This window comes from Duganella sp. GW822-FHT06D06 (assembly GCF_058799615.1).
This window is the reverse complement of record NZ_JBXALQ010000005.1, coordinates 308249-324238: the sequence shown is the minus strand read 5'-3', so window position 1 is coordinate 324238 and position 15990 is coordinate 308249. Positions and strand designations below refer to the sequence as shown.

Annotated in this window: 15 protein-coding genes; 6 read left to right on the top strand and 9 right to left on the bottom strand. The window is 62.9% G+C overall.

The features are described from left to right. Positions 1 to 37 precede the first annotated feature (37 nt). From AC1RMD_RS12145 to AC1RMD_RS12135, 3 genes are read right to left on the bottom strand one after another with little or no spacing between them, the layout of a single operon-like run. The gene (locus tag AC1RMD_RS12145) at positions 38 to 994 is read right to left on the bottom strand and encodes a DUF979 domain-containing protein (RefSeq protein ID WP_492926876.1); all 957 of its coding nucleotides are present in this window, start codon (positions 992 to 994) and stop codon (positions 38 to 40) included. Then, positions 991 to 1713 (bottom strand): DUF969 domain-containing protein, encoded by a 723-nt coding sequence (locus AC1RMD_RS12140; protein WP_492926875.1) that lies wholly within the window; start codon positions 1711 to 1713, stop codon positions 991 to 993. The genes AC1RMD_RS12145 and AC1RMD_RS12140 overlap by 4 nt, the downstream gene beginning before the upstream one ends. Positions 1714 to 1772: 59 nt before the next feature. Then, positions 1773 to 4088 (bottom strand): TonB-dependent receptor, encoded by a 2316-nt coding sequence (locus tag AC1RMD_RS12135; protein ID WP_492926874.1) that lies wholly within the window; start codon positions 4086 to 4088, stop codon positions 1773 to 1775. Positions 4089 to 4619: 531 nt separating this feature from the next. Between AC1RMD_RS12135 and tal the strand changes: the two genes are divergently transcribed. The 5 genes from tal (at position 4620) to AC1RMD_RS12110 (ending at position 10502) form a co-directional block, all read left to right on the top strand. After that, complete coding sequence (gene tal, locus AC1RMD_RS12130; protein WP_492926873.1) at positions 4620 to 5711, top strand: transaldolase; 1092 nt, start codon at positions 4620 to 4622, stop codon at positions 5709 to 5711. 120 nt (positions 5712 to 5831) lie between these two features. Then, the gene (locus AC1RMD_RS12125) at positions 5832 to 6827 is read left to right on the top strand and encodes a BMP family lipoprotein (protein WP_492926872.1); all 996 of its coding nucleotides are present in this window, start codon (positions 5832 to 5834) and stop codon (positions 6825 to 6827) included. 90 nt (positions 6828 to 6917) lie between these two features. Continuing rightward, a complete protein-coding gene (locus AC1RMD_RS12120; RefSeq protein ID WP_492926871.1) occupies positions 6918 to 8447 on the top strand; it encodes an ABC transporter ATP-binding protein in 1530 nt (509 codons plus the stop codon). Further along, positions 8444 to 9523, top strand: coding sequence for an ABC transporter permease (locus AC1RMD_RS12115; RefSeq protein ID WP_332851394.1), 1080 nt, complete (start codon positions 8444 to 8446; stop codon positions 9521 to 9523). Before AC1RMD_RS12120 ends, AC1RMD_RS12115 begins: the two co-directional genes overlap by 4 nt. Before the next feature lie 7 nt (positions 9524 to 9530). After that, on the top strand, positions 9531 to 10502 hold the full coding sequence (locus tag AC1RMD_RS12110; RefSeq protein ID WP_492926870.1) for an ABC transporter permease: 972 nt from the start codon (positions 9531 to 9533) through the stop codon (positions 10500 to 10502). Here AC1RMD_RS12110 and AC1RMD_RS12105 read toward each other — a convergent pair whose 3' ends face one another. The 4 genes from AC1RMD_RS12105 to AC1RMD_RS12090 form a co-directional block, all read right to left on the bottom strand. Then, on the bottom strand, positions 10503 to 10862 hold the full coding sequence (locus AC1RMD_RS12105; protein WP_492926869.1) for a c-type cytochrome: 360 nt from the start codon (positions 10860 to 10862) through the stop codon (positions 10503 to 10505). Further along, positions 10859 to 11311 carry a helix-turn-helix domain-containing protein gene (locus AC1RMD_RS12100; protein WP_492926868.1) on the bottom strand — a complete coding sequence of 151 codons (453 nt, stop codon included), beginning with the start codon at positions 11309 to 11311 and terminating at the stop codon, positions 10859 to 10861. Before AC1RMD_RS12100 ends, AC1RMD_RS12105 begins: the two co-directional genes overlap by 4 nt. Next, positions 11308 to 11616, bottom strand: a complete 309-nt coding sequence (locus AC1RMD_RS12095) for a type II toxin-antitoxin system HigB family toxin (protein ID WP_492926867.1) — start codon at positions 11614 to 11616, stop codon at positions 11308 to 11310. The genes AC1RMD_RS12100 and AC1RMD_RS12095 overlap by 4 nt, the downstream gene beginning before the upstream one ends. Positions 11617 to 11704: 88 nt before the next feature. Further along, on the bottom strand, positions 11705 to 12289 hold the full coding sequence (locus AC1RMD_RS12090) for an NUDIX domain-containing protein (protein ID WP_492926866.1): 585 nt from the start codon (positions 12287 to 12289) through the stop codon (positions 11705 to 11707). Positions 12290 to 12365: 76 nt separating this feature from the next. Here AC1RMD_RS12090 and AC1RMD_RS12085 point away from each other — a divergent pair, with 76 nt between their 5' ends. Then, a complete protein-coding gene (locus AC1RMD_RS12085; protein ID WP_492926964.1) occupies positions 12366 to 13136 on the top strand; it encodes a DeoR/GlpR family DNA-binding transcription regulator in 771 nt (256 codons plus the stop codon). On the opposite strand, the gene AC1RMD_RS12080 is transcribed toward AC1RMD_RS12085, so the two are convergent. Beyond that, a complete protein-coding gene (locus AC1RMD_RS12080) occupies positions 13097 to 13711 on the bottom strand; it encodes a hypothetical protein (RefSeq protein WP_492926865.1) in 615 nt (204 codons plus the stop codon). The two genes, AC1RMD_RS12085 and AC1RMD_RS12080, sit on opposite strands and share 40 nt — an antisense overlap. Positions 13712 to 13826: 115 nt before the next feature. Beyond that, positions 13827 to 15983: a methyl-accepting chemotaxis protein gene (locus tag AC1RMD_RS12075; RefSeq protein WP_492926864.1), complete on the bottom strand. Its 2157-nt coding sequence runs from the start codon at positions 15981 to 15983 to the stop codon at positions 13827 to 13829. Positions 15984 to 15990 lie beyond the last annotated feature (7 nt).

Sequence of the window (15990 nt, the reverse complement as noted above, 5' to 3'; positions counted from 1 at the left end):
CTGTTTGTGCGCTACTCTACTCCAAGTCACATGCAGCTCACATGTTCATTAGAAAATAAAGAAGTGCAATATTAGCAAGCAATAGCGGCAACGCGGTGCCCACTTGTATCTTCACCACGGCGTTCTTGTCGGGCAGTTCCAGCAACGCCGCCGGCACGATGTTGAAGTTGGCGGCCATGGGCGTCATCAAGGTGCCGCAGTAGGCGCTGAACATGCCGATCGCCGCCATCACCGCCGGATTGGCGTGGTACACGCCGACCAGCACCGGAATGCCGACGCCGCCCGCGATCACCGGAAACGCCGCGAAGCCGTTGCCCATGATGACGGTGAACAGCGCCATGCCGATGCAATACACCGCCACCGCCACCAGCCGCACATCGAGATTGATGTAGGACGTGACCACGTGCGCCACCGCCTTGCCCATGCCGGCCTCGGTGAACAGCAGGCCAAGCACCGCCAGCATATGCGGCAGCACCACCGCCCAACCCAGGTGGTCGATCAGGCGGCGCGATTCGCGCATCGCCTGCATCGGCGTGGAGCGCGTCAGCCAGCAGGCGGTGGCTACCGCGAACAGGGATCCGCAACCCAGGCTGACCAGGGTGGCGTTCTTCGGATCGAGCAGCAGCAGGCCGCCCAGGTGCACATCCTTGAGCAAGGTGGAACCGATCACCGTGGTCACCGGGATGATCAGCGCCGGGATCAGCAGGCGATGGCCGAGCCGCTGCGCGCTGCTCTTGCGTTCTTCCGGCGTGCGGTCGCCGTAGCGGCCCAGCGCCACGCCGCCAAAGCCTGCGATCAGCGCCATCACCACCATCAGCACACCCGCCGCCACCGGCGGCAACTGCTCGCCGGCCAGGTAGATCACGGCGTACAAGGCCCAGAACAAGGCGCTGGAATAGCGCTTGGGGTTATGCCGGTCGGTCAGCGACATAGTCGATACCAGCAGCAGCATCGCCCCCAGCACGTAGTAGAAGTAATCGAGCTTGAGTATCATGCCGGCTCCTTCACCGCCAGCATGGCGCGGGCGATGTGCGCGTCCAGCCGGTGCAGGCGCCACGAGTGGATGAGGAAGGCCGTCACCGCGGTCGGTATGCCCCACAACGCCATGTGCAGCGGATCGACTTCCAGCCCCTCGGCGCGCAGGATGGTCTGCATCAACAGGATGGCGCCGAAGGCCACGAACACGTCTTCGCCGAAGAACAGGCCGACGTTGTCGGTGGCGGCGGACATGGCGCGGATGCGATGGCGCAGCTCCTCGGTCAGCGCCGGGTAGCGCACCTCGGCGGCGCCCTCCGCCATCGGTGCGATCAGCGGGCGCACCATGTTCGGGTGGCCGCCGATGCTGGTCAGGCCGAAGGCGGCGCTGATCTCGCGGATCGCCAGGTAGACGATCAGCAGGCGGCCGGTGGTGGCGGACTTGATGCGGGCGATCGACGCCTGCGCATGCTCCTTCAGCCCGAAGCGCTCCAGCAGGCCGATGGCCGCCAGCGGCAGCAGCAGGATCAAAGGCAGGTTGCGGGTCTTGATGAAGGCCGCCCCCAGGGTGGCGAGCAGGTGCTCGACCGGCATGGCGGCGGCGACGCCAGTGACGGCGCAGGCGGCGATCACCACCAGCACCGGATGCGCGCGCAGGGCGAAGCCCAGAATGATGACGGCCACGCCGAGCAGCGGCCACAGATTAACGACGGTATGATTCACGAAATCAGGCTCCATCCATAAAAAAAATCCCCGCACATCTTACGATGCGCGGGGATTTTCAGATAGCGGTCAATTTAGAAGTTGACTTTGAAGGTGCCGCCCCAGGTGCGCGGCTCGTTCAACATACCGGTCAGGTTGTCGAAATCGATGGCGCCGAGGATCACGCGCTTGTCGGTGATGTTGCGGCCGAACAGGGCCACTTCATACTTGCCGTTGCCCCATTTGTAACCGGTGCGCACGCCGCCTTCAACCAGCGGCTTGGCCTTGTACTCAGGCGCTTCGTACAGGAAGAAGTTGTAGCTGGTGCGGTAGGTCCAGTCGGTGTAGGCGTAGAACTCGCCGTCGCCGACTTCCTTGCTGTACTTCAGCGTGAAGTTCAGCTGGGTCTTCGGTGCGCGTGGCAGCGGGTTGCCGTCGATCTTGGAGGTGCCGGGGAACGGACCCGCCGCGTTGGTCGGGGTGCAACCGTACGGGTTAGGCGCGGTGTTCGGCAGATTGCCGCAGTACTGCACGAACAGGTTCTTGTCCTTGATCTCGGTATCGTTGTAGCTGCCGCCCAGGGTCATGCTGAAGCCGTCGCTCAGATTGGCCTGGAAGTCCACTTCAACGCCCTGGCCGGTCACTTTTTCGGCATTGATCAGCTGATTCATGTTGATCGTGCCGCTACCGGCGGTCAGCTGCTTGTCCTTGACGCGGTACTGGAACACCGAGGCGCTCAGGCGGGCGCGCTTGTCGAACAGGTCCTGCTTGATGCCGGCTTCATACGACAGCGCTTTCTCGGCGCCGGCGAACGATGGCTTGTCGGCCAGACCGTTCAAACGACCCTGCATCGATGGCGCGCGGTAGCCGGTGGCCACGCGGGCGAACAGGTTGGTGGTCTTGTTCAGCTCATAGGTGCCGCTCATATCCCAGCTCATATTGTGCGAGGTGTTGGCGATCCCGAACGGACCGGAGCTCATCGGCGGTTCGTAGCGCACAGCCGAGAATTCCTTCTTGTCGGTGGTGTAGCGCAGGCCGCCGCGCAGCTTCAGCTTGTCGCTGACGGTGTAGTTCAGCGAGCCGAAAGCCGCCCACGACTTGGCGTGCTGGAACTGCTGCGCGTAGGCGGCGTTCTGCGGATTGCCCGGAGCGAAGCTGTTAAAGCTGATCGAGTCGATCTGGATGTCTTCGTTGAAGAAGAACAGGCCGCCGATCCACTGCAACGGGCCCTTGTAGTTCGACTCGGCGCGGAACTCTTGCGAGAACTGCTTGTGGTTGGGCAGCAGGTCGGCCGTTTCAACCGCGAAAGGGATGTAGCCAGGACCGTAAGGCGGCGCGTACGACGCACCGTAGCCGCCGTCAACGTCGGCGCGGCTGTTGAACTTCAGCGTCTCGTAACCGGTGATCGAGTGCAGCGTGATGTCGTCCAGGTTGTACTTCAGGCGAATGTTGCCGCCCTTGGTGGTCAGCTTCTGGTAGTTGACGCCGTCGCTCGGGTAGGAGCCGTAGTCGAAGCCGTCGACCAGGTCGTTGGTGCCCTTCTTGATGATGTTGGCGCGGAACAGCGTGGCGCTGCCGTGATAGTCGCGCTCATGGTAGCTGAACAGCGCGCTGAGGTCCTTGCTCGGCTTGACCAGCGCTTGCAGGCGGAAGGCGTTGTCGCCGTAGCCTTCGAAGTCCTGGGTGCCCTTGTTCGGGGTCGGATTGGTGTTGCGCACGCGGTTGCCGCGGTGCTGGCTGGTGCCGGAGAAGCGCAGCGCAACGGTATCGCTGACCGGGAAGTTGAACATGCCTTCGGCGGTCTTGGACGAGTAGTTGCCCAGGCCCAGGGTCAGGTAGCCCTCTTGCTTGAAGACCGGCTTGGCCGAGTCGAACTTGATCACGCCGGCCGGCGAGTTGCGGCCGAACAGCGTGCCCTGCGGGCCGCGCAGCACTTCAACCTGGTCCACGTCGAACACCGGGAAGCCCTTCAGCATGGCGTTTTCCTGGACGATGTCATCCATCACCAGGCCCACCGGCTGGGATGCGTTCAGGTCGAAGTCGGTGTTGCCCAGGCCGCGAATGTAGAAGCGCGGGAAGGTGCGGCCGTAGTCCGATTCCACGTTGACCGACGGCGAACGGCCGGCCAGGAAACGGATGTCGGCGGCGCCCGAGGTCAGCACGTCGAGCTTGTCGCCCTTCAGCGTGGCGATCGACATTGGCACGTCCTTGATGTTTTCCGCGCGGCGTTGCGCGGTCACGATCACGGTTTCCAGTTGGCCTTTGGTGGCGGTATCCGGGGCGTCGGCTGCCTGCTGGCCTGCTGCAACGGCGGCCGCTTCGGCGGCCATGGCCGCGTGCAGGGGGAATGCGCTTGCAACTGCCAGCGCGATCAGCGATCGCACTGCGTAACCACTACTTTTTTTGCTCATGAGTCCTGCTCCCTATTGTGTAGGCAAGGTTGAAATATCAATCCGGAATCTCGCCTTCGCTGTTGATGACAGCGGGCGATGTCTTTGTTTATATTGATAAAAATGTATCGAAACTACTATGTTTCGCATAAAAATATGCAAACTACCAACCATGCTAGCATGGAAAAAAATGGCGGAAACTCACTTTCGCCCCGATTCGATTCATATCAATTTTATATAAATAGCTAAATAAAATCGAATTTGTCGTACATATCGACGCTGATGCATAGTAGTGGACGGCCCCCAAACCCGGCCGCTTGGCACGGGAAAACCACCCCGCTTGCAGGTAAATTGTTGATTTCCAAGGCAAGACCGGATGCCCTGAAAGCCCCGGCCCATGCGGAAAATTATTTATCCAACAAGCAGGAAATTTTTCCAAACGGACAAAAAAGCAACAACACAAAAATATTAAATTCGGCACCAACTGTTGCGGCAGTGCGACATGATTCCCAGCACTGGTCGCCAGGACACAATCTTGGACGGAAGATGTAGATGAATAACATGCTCGAACATAGCCGCCTGCGCGCGGTCGGCGATCTGGGACAACAGATCTGGCTCGACAACCTGAGCCGCAACCTGCTCGCCTCCGGCCAGCTGGCGGAGCTGATCGCCGCCGACGGCATCCAGGGCCTGACGTCCAACCCGGCGATCTTCTACCACGCCATCCAGCACGACAGCGCCTACCAGGCCGCGCTGCCGCAGCTGCGCACCGCGCTGGCGACGCCGGAGGCGCGCTTCGAAGCGCTGGTGCTGCCGGACGTGCAGCGCGCCTGCGACCTGTTCGCGCCGCTGTACCGCGATTCCGACGGCCGCGCCGGCTTTGTCAGTTTTGAAGTGTCGCCGCATCTGAGCCACGATATCGCCGGCACCATCGCCGCCGCCAAGCGCCTGTGGGCCGCGATCGCCCGGCCGAACGCGATGATCAAGATCCCGGCCACGGCGGCCGGCATCGCCGCGCTGGAGGAAGTGATCTACGCCGGCATCAACGTCAACATGACGCTGATCTTCACCGCCAGCCAGATCCACGCGGTGCGCGCCGCCCACCGTCGCGGCCTGGCGCGCCGCCTGCAGGACACCGCCTCGGTGCAGCGCATCGCCAGCGTCGCCAGCGTCTTCATCAGCCGCATCGACGTCGCCGTCGACGCCCTGCTGGAAAACTCGGCCGACAGCGGCGCCGTCGCCCTGCGCGGCCGCGCCGCCATGACCGCCGCCCGCATCGCCTATCACGACTGGAAGAACGACGGCGGCTTCTCGGTGTTCGCCGCCTTCGGCGCCACGCCGCAGTGGCTGCTGTGGGCCAGCACCGGCACCAAGCACCCGGAGCAGCGCGACGTGCGCTACGTCGAAGGCCTGATCGGCCCGCACACCATCAACACCGTGCCCGACGCCACGCTGGCCGCCTTCCGCGACCACGGCGAGGCGACGGCCACGCTGCTGGACGCCGACATCGACGCCGACCGCGCCGTGATGGCGCAACTGGCGCGCCACGGCATCGATCTGGAAACGGTGGGCCAGCAGTTGCTGACCGCCGGCTTGCTGCAATTTGAACAAGCTTTTGACAAACTGCTGGCGCTGACCGCGTAAAACGCCGGCAAACCCCGAGGCAAACCTCTAAAAATCAGGGGTTTGCAGCGATATAGCGGCGCCAAATTACATGTTTCATCCAATAAAAATATACAATATCGATCTTCCAGGAGCCTATTCATGAAACTTTCACAACTTAGTTTGACGGTTGCAGCACTGTTTATCGCTGCCAGCGCGTCCGCGGCTGACCCAAAACTGGGTATCGTGTATGACGCAGGCGGCAAGTTCGACAAGTCGTTCAACCAGTCCGCTTTTGAAGGCGCCTCGCGCTTCAAGAAGGAAACCAACATCAACTTCATCGAGGTGCAAGCCTCCAGCGACACCCAGGCCGAACAGGTGCTGCGCGGCCTGGCCCGCAAGAACCTGGACCTGATCGCCTCGATCGGCTTCGCCCAGCAGGCAGCCGTGCAGAAGGTCGCCAAGGAATTCCCGAAAGTCCGCTTCGTGCTGATCGACGGCGTGGCGCAAGGCGCCAACGTCAACTCCATCACCTTCAAGGAAGAAGAAGGCTCCTACCTGGTGGGCGTGGCCGCGGCCATGGCCTCCAAGTCCAAGAAGCTGGGCTTCATCGGCGGCGTCGACATCCCGCTGATCCGCACCTTCGCCTGCGGCTACGCCCAGGGCGCCAAGGCGGTCAATCCCAAGGTCGAAGTGAGCTCCAACATGGTCGGCACCACCTCCGATTCGTGGAACAACCCGGCCAAGGGCGGCGAACTGGCGCGCTCGCAGTTCGACCGCGGCGTCGACGTGGTGTTTGCCGTGGCCGGTGGTTCGGGCCTGGGCACGCTGCAAACCGCCAAGGAAAAAGGCAAGCTGGCGATCGGCGTCGACTCCAACCAGAACAGCCTGTACCCGGGCGTGATCCTGACCTCGATGGTCAAGCGCGTGGACAACGCCGTGTACGACTCCTTCATGCAGATGAAGAACGGCACCTGGAAGGCCGGCGTTTCCGCCAAGGGCCTGAAGGAAGACGGCGTCGATTGGGCGCTGGATGAGCACAACCGCAAGCTGATCACGCCGGAAATCGAAAAGCGCGTCATTGGTGCCCGCAAGGACATCATCGACGGCAAAGTAAAAGTCATCGACATCCGTTCGGGCGCTGCCTGCCCGGCCTGACACCTGTTTGAACATTGAGCGCGCCGCCGGAGGATATACCTCATGCGGCGCGTTTAATTTTTTACTTAACTCCGCACCGAAAACGATCCTATGCAGCCAGCAGTAGAATTTCGCGGCATCTCCAAGCATTTTGGAGCCGTCAAAGCGAACACGGACGTCAATTTCACCATCGCCAAGGGTTCGATCCACGGCCTGGTGGGCGAGAACGGCGCCGGCAAATCGACCCTGATGAGCATCCTGTACGGATACTACCGCGCCGACGGCGGGGAGATCCTGCTCGATGGCCAGGCGCGCAACATCCGCAACAGCCAGGAAGCGATCACGCTGGGCATCGGCATGGTGCACCAGCACTTCATGCTGGTCGAGAACATGACCGTGCTCGATAACGTGATGCTGGGCAGCGAAGGCGGATTCCAGCTCAAGTCCAAGCGCGCCGCCGTCGAGGCGCAGCTGCGCGAGATCTGCACCCGCTACCGCCTCGACGTCGATCCGCTGGCCACCATCGACGACCTGTCGGTGGGGGCGCAGCAGCGCGTGGAGATCCTCAAGCAGATCTACCGCAGCGCCAACATCCTGATCCTGGACGAGCCGACCGCCGTGCTGACCGCGCAGGAGACCGAGTCGCTGTTCGAGATCCTGCGCCTGTTCAAGGAACAGGGCAAGACCATCATCCTGATCACGCACAAGCTGCAAGAGATCCTCGACATCACCGACACCGTCACCGTGATGCGCGGCGGCCGCGTGATCGGCGCCGTGGCGACCGCCGGCACCACCAAGGAAGACCTGGCCAATATGATGGTCGGCCGTCCGATCGAGAACAACCTGCCGCGCAAACCGTACAATCCGGGCGCGCCGGTGCTGCAGATCGAGAACCTGCAACTGGTGGACGAGCAGCAGGTCAAACTGCTGGCCGACATCGGCTTCACGCTGCGCGCCGGCGAGATCGTCGCGATTGCCGGCGTGTCCGGCAACGGCCAGAGCGAGTTGATGGAAATCCTGTCGGGCATGCGCCTGCCGACCTCCGGCAAGCTGGACTTCCTCGGCAAGGCGCTGCCGTTCGCCGGCCGCTCGGACGCCGACGGCCTGCCGCGCACCTTCCGCGAGCTGGGCATCGCCCACATTCCGGAAGACCGTTTGCGCGACGGCGTGGTGAAGGCCTTCTCGGTCATGCACAACACCATCCTCGGCTACCAGGACAAGCTGAAAAACCGCTGGGGCCTGTTCGACTTCAAAGCCATCGCCGCGCGTTGCGCGCAGCTGATGCAGAACTTCGACGTCCGCCCCAACAACCACGACCTGCGTATCGGCCTGCTCTCGGGCGGCAACCAGCAGAAGGTGGTGATCGCCCGCGAAGTGCTGGCGCAGCCGAAGCTGATGCTGGTCGGCCAGCCGACGCGCGGCGTCGACATCGGCACCATCGAAAGCATCCACACGCAGCTGCTCGCCTTGCGCGACTCCGGCGTGGCGATCCTGCTGGTGTCCGTGGAGCTGGAAGAAGTGCGCGCGCTGGCTGACCGTATCCTGGTCATGTGCGGCGGCCGCATCACCGGCGAATTGAAAATTGAGGAATTCGACACTACTCGCATCGGCTTGCTGATGGGAGGCATGCATAAATCATGAATAACCACGACCTGCCACGCTGGGCTACCGCGTTTGTAATGCCCGTCCTGAACCTGTTGTCGGCCCTGCTGGTGGCCGCGCTGGTGATCTACCTGCTGGGCGAAAGCCCGGTCGAATCGATGGGCATCCTGATCAACAGCGCCGTCATCAATCCGGAAGGCTTGAGCTACACGCTGTTCTACGCCTCGACCTTCATCTTCACCGGCCTGGCGGTTTCGATCGCCATGCAGGCCGGCCTGTTCAACATCGGCGCCGAAGGCCAGATGTACTTCGCCGGCCTGGGCCTGACCCTGGCCATGCTGACCTTCGACAGCTCGCTGCCGATGTGGGTGCTGATCCCGATCGGCATGCTGGGCGCGGCGCTGTTCGGCGCGCTGTGGGCCTTCCTGCCCGGCTACCTGCAAGCGAAGCGCGGCAGCCACGTGGTGGTGACCACCATCATGTTCAACTACATCGCCGGCGCGTTGATGAACACCGTCATCGTCAAATACCTGGTGCCGGTGGGCGAGCAGAATCCGGCCAGCCGCGCCTTCAGCGCCGCCGCCGAAATGCCGCGCCTGAACCAGTGGTTCCCGGTGCTGGGCGAGACGCCGCTCAACATCAGCTTCTTCCTGGCGATTATCGCGCTGGTGATCTACGGCGTGATGGTGTCGCGTTCCTCGTGGGGCTTCAAGCTGCGCGCCACCGGTTTGAACAAGCATGCGGCGCACTATGCGGGCGTCCGCATCAGCAAGATGATCATCACCGTCATGCTGATCTCCGGCGCGCTGGCCGGCCTGGGTTCGGTCAACTCCATCATGGGCTCGACCCACTACCTGTCGCTGAACTTCGTCGGCGGCGCGGGCTTCGTCGGCATCGCGATTGCGCTGATGGGACGGCAGCATCCGGTCGGCATCTTCCTGTCGGCCGTGCTGTTCGGCGCGCTGATCCAGGGCGGCTTCGACCTGTCGCTGGAAAAGCAGAACATTCCGCCCGAGACCTTCATCTTCATCCAGGGCTTGATCATCCTGTTCTGCGGCGCGATGGAAAACTTCTACGCCCCCGCCATCGCAGCCCTGATCAAACGGACCAAGTGAGACTGTCATGACTTTTGAAGACCTCCAAATCGGCAGCATCCTGGTGTCCACCGTGCGCAATGCGCCGGTGCTGATTTTCGCCGGCATGGCCGGCCTGTTCGCCGAACGTTCGGGCGTGATCGACATCGGCCTCGAAGGCAAGATCCTGGCGTCGGCCTTCGTGTCGGCGGCCGTGGCCTTCGCCACGCAGAACCCGTGGTACGGCGTGGCCGCCGGCATGCTGGTATCGATCCTGCTGGCGACGCTGCAAGCCTACGTCGCGATTACGCAAAAGGGCAACCAGCTGGTGGCCGGCATCGCGATCAACATCGCCATGAGCGGCCTGACCTTCGTGGTCGCGCAATTCTTCTTCCAGCAAGGCGGACGCACGCCGGACCTGGGCCAGGCGCGCTTGTTCGACGTGGTGTTGCCCGGCACCGCCGCCGTCGAAGGCATACCGTTCATCGGCTGGCTGTACGCGCACCTGATCGGCGGCCATTCGGTGCTGGTGTACCTGGCGTTCGCGCTGGTGCCGCTGGTGCACTGGGTGCTGTATCACACGCGCTTCGGCCTGCGCCTGCGCGCCTGCGGCGAGAACCCGCATGCGGCCGATGCGGCCGGCGTCAGCGTCGAGCGCCAGCGCTACATGGCGATGCTGATCGCCGGTACCCTGTGCTCGTTCTCGGGTGCTTACCTGGCGATCGTGCAGAGCGGATTCTTCCTGCGCGACATGTCGGCCGGTGCGGGTTACCTGGCGTTGACGGCGATGGTGTTCGGTAACTGGCGTCCGGTGTACACCTTCCTCGGTTGCCTGATGTTCGGCTTCTTCGGCGCGGTGCAGATCCAGATCGAAGGCGTGGACCTGCCGCTGGTCGGCCGCCTGCCAGGCTCGCTGATCCAGATGGTGCCGTACGTGGTGACCGTGATCGTGCTGGCCGGTCTGATGGCCAAGTCGGTGGCGCCGAAGGCGCTGGGTACGCCGTTCGTCAAATCCCGCTGATTACTTCAGTATCCGCATATAGGACAGCAGGTCGGCGACCTGCTGTTCATCCTTGATCCCCCAAAAACGCATGCTGGTCCCCGGCACCACATCGTGCGGCGCGCGCAGATATGCGGCCAGCGTTTTCTCGTCCCACACCAGTCCCGACTTCTTCATCGCTTCCGAGTACTTGTAGTCCTTGGTCGACGCCGCGCGCCGGCCGATGATGCCATTTAGCTGCGGCCCGAAACCGCCCTGCGCATACGGCCCGACCTGATGGCAAGCGGCGCAGCGCTTGAACAGCGTCGCGCCGACCTTGGCATCGCCCGCCGCCGCGACCTGCCCTGCCGCCAGCAGAACCGCAAAAAAATATGCTCTCATGCGGAGATCTTATCGCTTTTCAAAAACAGCGTCACCGGCACGCCGAACAAGCCCGCCAGTTTCTCCGCCAACTCCGCGTCGATCTTGCGCTGCCCTGCAAGCACAGCATCCAGCTCGACCTGATCCAGTATCCCGCGAAAATCGTCGACAGTACGCTCGCCCTGTTCTATTAGAAACGCCAGCATTTCATGAGGCTCCGACGTGCCAAGTGAATAGTGGATTTTTTCATAATCGCTAACCATGCTCGCGAGAAGTCCGAGCAGACTGCCTAGCGGGTGTTGGTCGTCCTCGCCAACCAAGTCCCAGATTCTCGTCAACAAGGCTCTGGCGTGCTGGTAATCAGCCTCGCTATCAAGCGGGCGCAAGTGCGCAATATTATCGAAAGCTTGCCAGGTGTCCTGCAAAGCGGTCATATCAACATCATGCCGGCCGTCGGTCAATGTATTCATCGTTTGACCTTTCCTTGAAGGTACTGTTTGCACCATTTGTCATATTCTGGATGGGTGAGTATCCAAAGAACGTGTGCGCTTTTTTCCGCAAAATTGATCATCGTAACGATTCGATACTGATTGCCACCAATATTGAAGATCGTAAACGGCGGCACATAATCAGCACTATGGAAGAACTGGCGCAAATGACTGAAGTTTGAAAAGGTTGTGCTACGCATTACCTCTTCCCAATGCTTAAGCGCCGCCCGCGCCGATGGATGGCGCTTGCAAAACTCATGGAATTTTTGATCGGCGAAAAGGCGCATACGCCACTGTATGACTGTAGTCCATTTGCCGATTGAGCGCACACAAAGAGTGCGGTTGGGACTGCGGATTTTTGCAGCCCAGCTCGGTTCAGGACGCGGGCAGCAGGTACAGCGCGGCGTATTGGAGCAGCATGATGGTCTTGCCGTCGGCGATGCGGCCGTCGGCCATCATCTGCATCGCTTGCTCCATCGTCAGCTCCAGCACTTCGATGTCCTCGCCCTCTTCCTCGATGCCGCCGCCGCTGCCGATGCGCGAGGCGGGATCGTATTCGGCGACGAAAAAGTACAGCCGCTCCGTCACCGAGCCGGGACTCATGAAGGCTTCGAACACCTTGCGCACCTCGCCCACGCGGTAGCCGGTTTCCTCCTCCACCTCGGCCTTGATGCGGTCCTCCGGGCTGGCCTGGTCCAGCAGACCGGCGGCGGCTTCGATCAGGAAGCCGTCATGACCGTTGCCGTAGGTCGGAAAGCGGAACTGCCGCACCAGCACCACCGTGCGCAGCTCGCGGTTGTACAGCAGGATGGTGGCGCCGTGGCCCCGGTCATAGGTCTCGCGCGTCTGCCGTTGCCAGCTGCCGTCGTTGCGGCGGTAGTCGAAGGTGGTCTTTTGCAGCAGAAACCAGTCGTCGGACAGGGTTTCCACTTTGTGGATGCGGATGCGGTCTTCAGGCATGTCGATCTCCTTGATCAAGGTTGCGTTTTTTTACGATATCATGCAATATCGTGCAACATCAAGAAAATTCATGCATATGCTGACACGCCAACGAAAAGACCTGCTGATCGCCCGCCTGAAACAGGACGGCCAGATCGTCGCCAAATCCCTCAGCGAGGAGCTGGGGTTATCGGAAGACACCATCCGCCGCGACCTGCGCGAGCTGGCGGCGGAAGGCTTGCTGCAGCGGGTACACGGCGGCGCGCTGCCGCTGGAGCTGCCCGCCTCGCCGGCGATGGCCGACTTCGCCCAGCGCCAGCAGCTTTCCAGCGACGCCAAGCCCGCCATCGCCCGCGCCGCAGCGGCCATGATCGCGCCCGGACAAGTGGTGTTCATCGACGGCGGCACCACCGCCGTCCAGCTGGCGCGCGCGCTGCCGCCTACGCTGCAATGCACCGTCGTCACGCACAGCCCCAGCATCGCGGTGGAGCTGGCCGGCCATCCCCTGATCGACGTGATTTTGATCGGCGGCCGCCTGTTCAAGCACTCCATCGTGGCGATGGGGCCGTCCGCGCTGGAAGCCATCGCGCAGATCCGCACCGACATCTTCTTCATGGGCGTGTGCAGCCTGCATCCGACGCAAGGCATCGGCACCGGCGATTACGAGGAAGCCGGCATCAAACGCGCCATCGCGGCGGCGTCGATGAAGACGGTGGTGCTGGCGTCGCCGGAAAAACTCGATACCGCATCGCCGTTCCAGATCGCGCCGCTGGAATGCATCGGCGCGATCGTGGTCAATGCGAGCGTGCCGGCGTCGCTGCTGAAACCCTACCGCGAGCTGGGCATCGAGATGGTGCTGGCGCCCTGATCCACCTCCAGCCTCTCCATGCAGGCTGACAGCATCGCAAGAAAGTCCCTGCGCAAGGCGTCGAAGCCGGTGGGATTGGTGTCGATCAGGTAGGCGGTGGCGACCGTGCCGGTGCGCTGCTGGATCAGCGTTTCGATGTTGGCGATGCCGTGCCCGTCCAAGGCGTTCTTGCGCACCGTCAGATGCTCGATGCTGCCCTGCTCCGCCATATCGAGTATCGCGGAGCCCTTGGGATTGTGCTCCACCATGTACTGCATCTGAGCGACGATGGCGGCGCGGTCCTCGACGATCCGGCCCGGCGCCGCACGCTCGATCTTCAGATTGACCACCGGCTTGGGGCCGTCCGTGTAAAGCATCAGGCGGTAGCCATCGTCCATCGACACCTTGGCCTTACCATCACGAACTTCCACCATGCGCCACTTCGTCGTTGCCGGCAACCGGTCCACGGAACCAACCCGGAACCACGTGCCGCTGAAGCACTTCGTCAGCGGCGCCAAGGGATCGGTGTCGCGCTGCTGCGCCGACGCCGCCGACATCATCACCAAGGCCAGCGACGCACCAAGAATACGCTTCATGAGATCTCCGAACATTTATAATTTTGCAAATGTATCAGCTATCCCCTTGCGCGCCGGGCGCTTTGTCGCTGGGGCTCCGCCACGATACCAAAGCGCCCGACCTGCGGTACGTTGACTAGAACTCCTCCCACTCGCTGTCGGCCTTGGAGGTCGACTTGGACTTGGCGATGGCCACGCGCTGAGGCGCTGGCGGGCGGACAGCAGGCGCAGCCACGCGCGGCGCGGTCGTCTGCGCCTTGCGCGCAGGTGCGGCAGGCGCCAGCGCTCGTGGCGCCGCATGCCCCGCCGGGGCCGCGCCGCGATCCAGCTTGAACACGCTGACCGCCTGCGCCAGATGCGCGGCCTGTTCCTGCAAGCTCTCCGCCGCAGCCGCTGCTTCCTCCACCAGCGCCGCGTTCTGCTGCGTCACGCCGTCCATCTGCACGATGGCCTGGTTGACCTGCGAGATGCCTTCGCTCTGCTCCGCCGTGGCGACGGTGATCTCGCTCATGATCGCGGTCACGCGGCGCACGCTCGATACCACCTCCTCCATCGTGCTCCCCGCTTCATCCACCAGCCGGCTGCCATCGGCCACCTTGCTGACCGAATCGTTGATCAGCGTCTTGATCTCCTTGGCCGCCGCCGCGCTGCGCTGCGCCAGGTTGCGCACTTCGGACGCCACCACCGCAAAGCCGCGTCCCTGCTCGCCGGCCCGTGCGGCTTCCACCGCCGCGTTCAACGCCAGGATATTGGTCTGGAAGGCGATACCGTCGATGACGCTGATGATGTCGACGATCTTGTTGGACGAATCGTTAATCGACGCCATCGTCGCCACCACTTGCGACACCACCTCACCGCTGCGCTGCGCCACATCCGACGCCGACCCGGCCAGCTGGTTGGCCTGGCGCGCGTTCTCCGCATTCTCCTTGACGGTGCTGGTCAGCTCCTCGACCGACGCCGCGGTTTCCTCCAGCGCGCTGGCCTGCTGCTCGGTGCGCGCCGACAGGTCGCTATTGCCGTGCGAGATCTCGGCGCTGCCGCGCGCCACGTTCTCCGCGCTGGCGCTCACCTGCACCAGCACGTCGTGGATATTGCCGACGAATTGATTGAAGCCGTTGCCGATCACCGCCAGCTCGTCGTTGCCGTTCACCTCCAGCTTCACGCTCAGGTCCGCATCGCCGCTGGACAGCGCCGTCATGCGCGAAGCCAGCGTGCGCAAAGGCGCGGTCAGGCGGAACAACACCGTGATCAACACCAGCGCCGTCGCCACCGCGCACACCAGCGACACGATCAGCGTGTATAGCAGCAGCTCGCGCGCCGGCGCCAGCGCCACGCTTTTCGGGAAGGTCAGCTGCACCGACCACGGACCGGTTTCGCCGTGGATGAACAGCGGTTGCAGCAAATGCACCTGGCCCTGCTCTTCGTATTCATAAGCCTGTCCCTGGCGCACGCGATCGAGGCCGGCGGCCGGCACATCGTCGGCCTTCTTGCCCAGCTTTTCGGCGACGGGATTGCTGGCGTACAGGCCGCCATTGGAGATAAGACTCAGCCTGGCGCCGTCGATCACTTTCAATTCGGTGAGTATCCTGGTCAGGCGCGTCAGCATGAAGTCGGCGCTGGCCGTGCCCTGGAATTTACCTTCGATCATAATCGGCGCCACCAGCGACGCCATCAGCGTCGGCTTGCCGTCCACCGGATAGATGTATGGCTCGGTGAAGAACACCTTGCCGGTGCGCTTGGGGATGTCGTACCAGTCGTTGGCGCCCGGCGCACTGTCGAACACGATCGGCTCGACGTGGGTGCCGCCGCCGCTGGCGCGGGTCCAGTAAGGCATGTAGCGGCCGGTGGCGTCGTACAGCGGCAGCTTGCCGGCGAAGTCCGCATCCTTGCCGTCCAGCGCATTCGGCTCCCACGTGACGGCGGCGCCGATCAGGTCTTCCGATCCAAGCAGCGTGGCCTTGACCATCTCGTTGATCTGGTCGCGCGTGAGCGCCTGGTCGGCGGCGCGCGTGCCGCGCATGGCGCCGCCCAGGTTGACCACCGCCGACAAATTGCCGACGATGCGCGCCTGCAGCGCGCCCGCCACCTCGCGGGCCGAGGTGCGGGCCAGGTTCATCGCCGCCGCTTCGGCGCTGGCGCTGCTGCGGATGCCGATGACGGTGGCCGTCACGGCGAGGCTGAGCACCACCAGCGCGGTGGCCGCCGCGCAGATCTTGCCGTTCAATGACAGGGAGATGCCGAAGCGCGAACGCGGCGTCGGCGAGGAGGAGGAAGTCGAAAAGGCAGTGGTCATGTAAGGC

Excerpts from the sequence above, each read along its gene's own strand:
- AC1RMD_RS12100 (WP_492926868.1), bottom strand. The coding sequence starts at position 11,311 with ATGAATACATTGACCGACGGCCGGCATGATGTTGATATGACCGCTTTG.
- AC1RMD_RS12110 (WP_492926870.1), top strand. The coding sequence starts at position 9,531 with ATGACTTTTGAAGACCTCCAAATCGGCAGCATCCTGGTGTCCACCGTG.
- AC1RMD_RS12095 (WP_492926867.1), bottom strand. The coding sequence starts at position 11,616 with ATGCGCCTTTTCGCCGATCAAAAATTCCATGAGTTTTGCAAGCGCCAT.
- tal (WP_492926873.1), top strand. The coding sequence starts at position 4,620 with ATGAATAACATGCTCGAACATAGCCGCCTGCGCGCGGTCGGCGATCTG.
- AC1RMD_RS12145 (WP_492926876.1), bottom strand. The coding sequence starts at position 994 with ATGATACTCAAGCTCGATTACTTCTACTACGTGCTGGGGGCGATGCTG.
- AC1RMD_RS12140 (WP_492926875.1), bottom strand. The coding sequence starts at position 1,713 with ATGGAGCCTGATTTCGTGAATCATACCGTCGTTAATCTGTGGCCGCTG.
- AC1RMD_RS12120 (WP_492926871.1), top strand. The coding sequence starts at position 6,918 with ATGCAGCCAGCAGTAGAATTTCGCGGCATCTCCAAGCATTTTGGAGCC.
- AC1RMD_RS12105 (WP_492926869.1), bottom strand. The coding sequence starts at position 10,862 with ATGAGAGCATATTTTTTTGCGGTTCTGCTGGCGGCAGGGCAGGTCGCG.
- AC1RMD_RS12085 (WP_492926964.1), top strand. The coding sequence starts at position 12,366 with ATGCTGACACGCCAACGAAAAGACCTGCTGATCGCCCGCCTGAAACAG.
- AC1RMD_RS12075 (WP_492926864.1), bottom strand. The coding sequence starts at position 15,983 with ATGACCACTGCCTTTTCGACTTCCTCCTCCTCGCCGACGCCGCGTTCG.
- AC1RMD_RS12090 (WP_492926866.1), bottom strand. The coding sequence starts at position 12,289 with ATGCCTGAAGACCGCATCCGCATCCACAAAGTGGAAACCCTGTCCGAC.
- AC1RMD_RS12125 (WP_492926872.1), top strand. The coding sequence starts at position 5,832 with ATGAAACTTTCACAACTTAGTTTGACGGTTGCAGCACTGTTTATCGCT.
- AC1RMD_RS12115 (WP_332851394.1), top strand. The coding sequence starts at position 8,444 with ATGAATAACCACGACCTGCCACGCTGGGCTACCGCGTTTGTAATGCCC.
- AC1RMD_RS12135 (WP_492926874.1), bottom strand. The coding sequence starts at position 4,088 with ATGAGCAAAAAAAGTAGTGGTTACGCAGTGCGATCGCTGATCGCGCTG.
- AC1RMD_RS12080 (WP_492926865.1), bottom strand. The coding sequence starts at position 13,711 with ATGAAGCGTATTCTTGGTGCGTCGCTGGCCTTGGTGATGATGTCGGCG.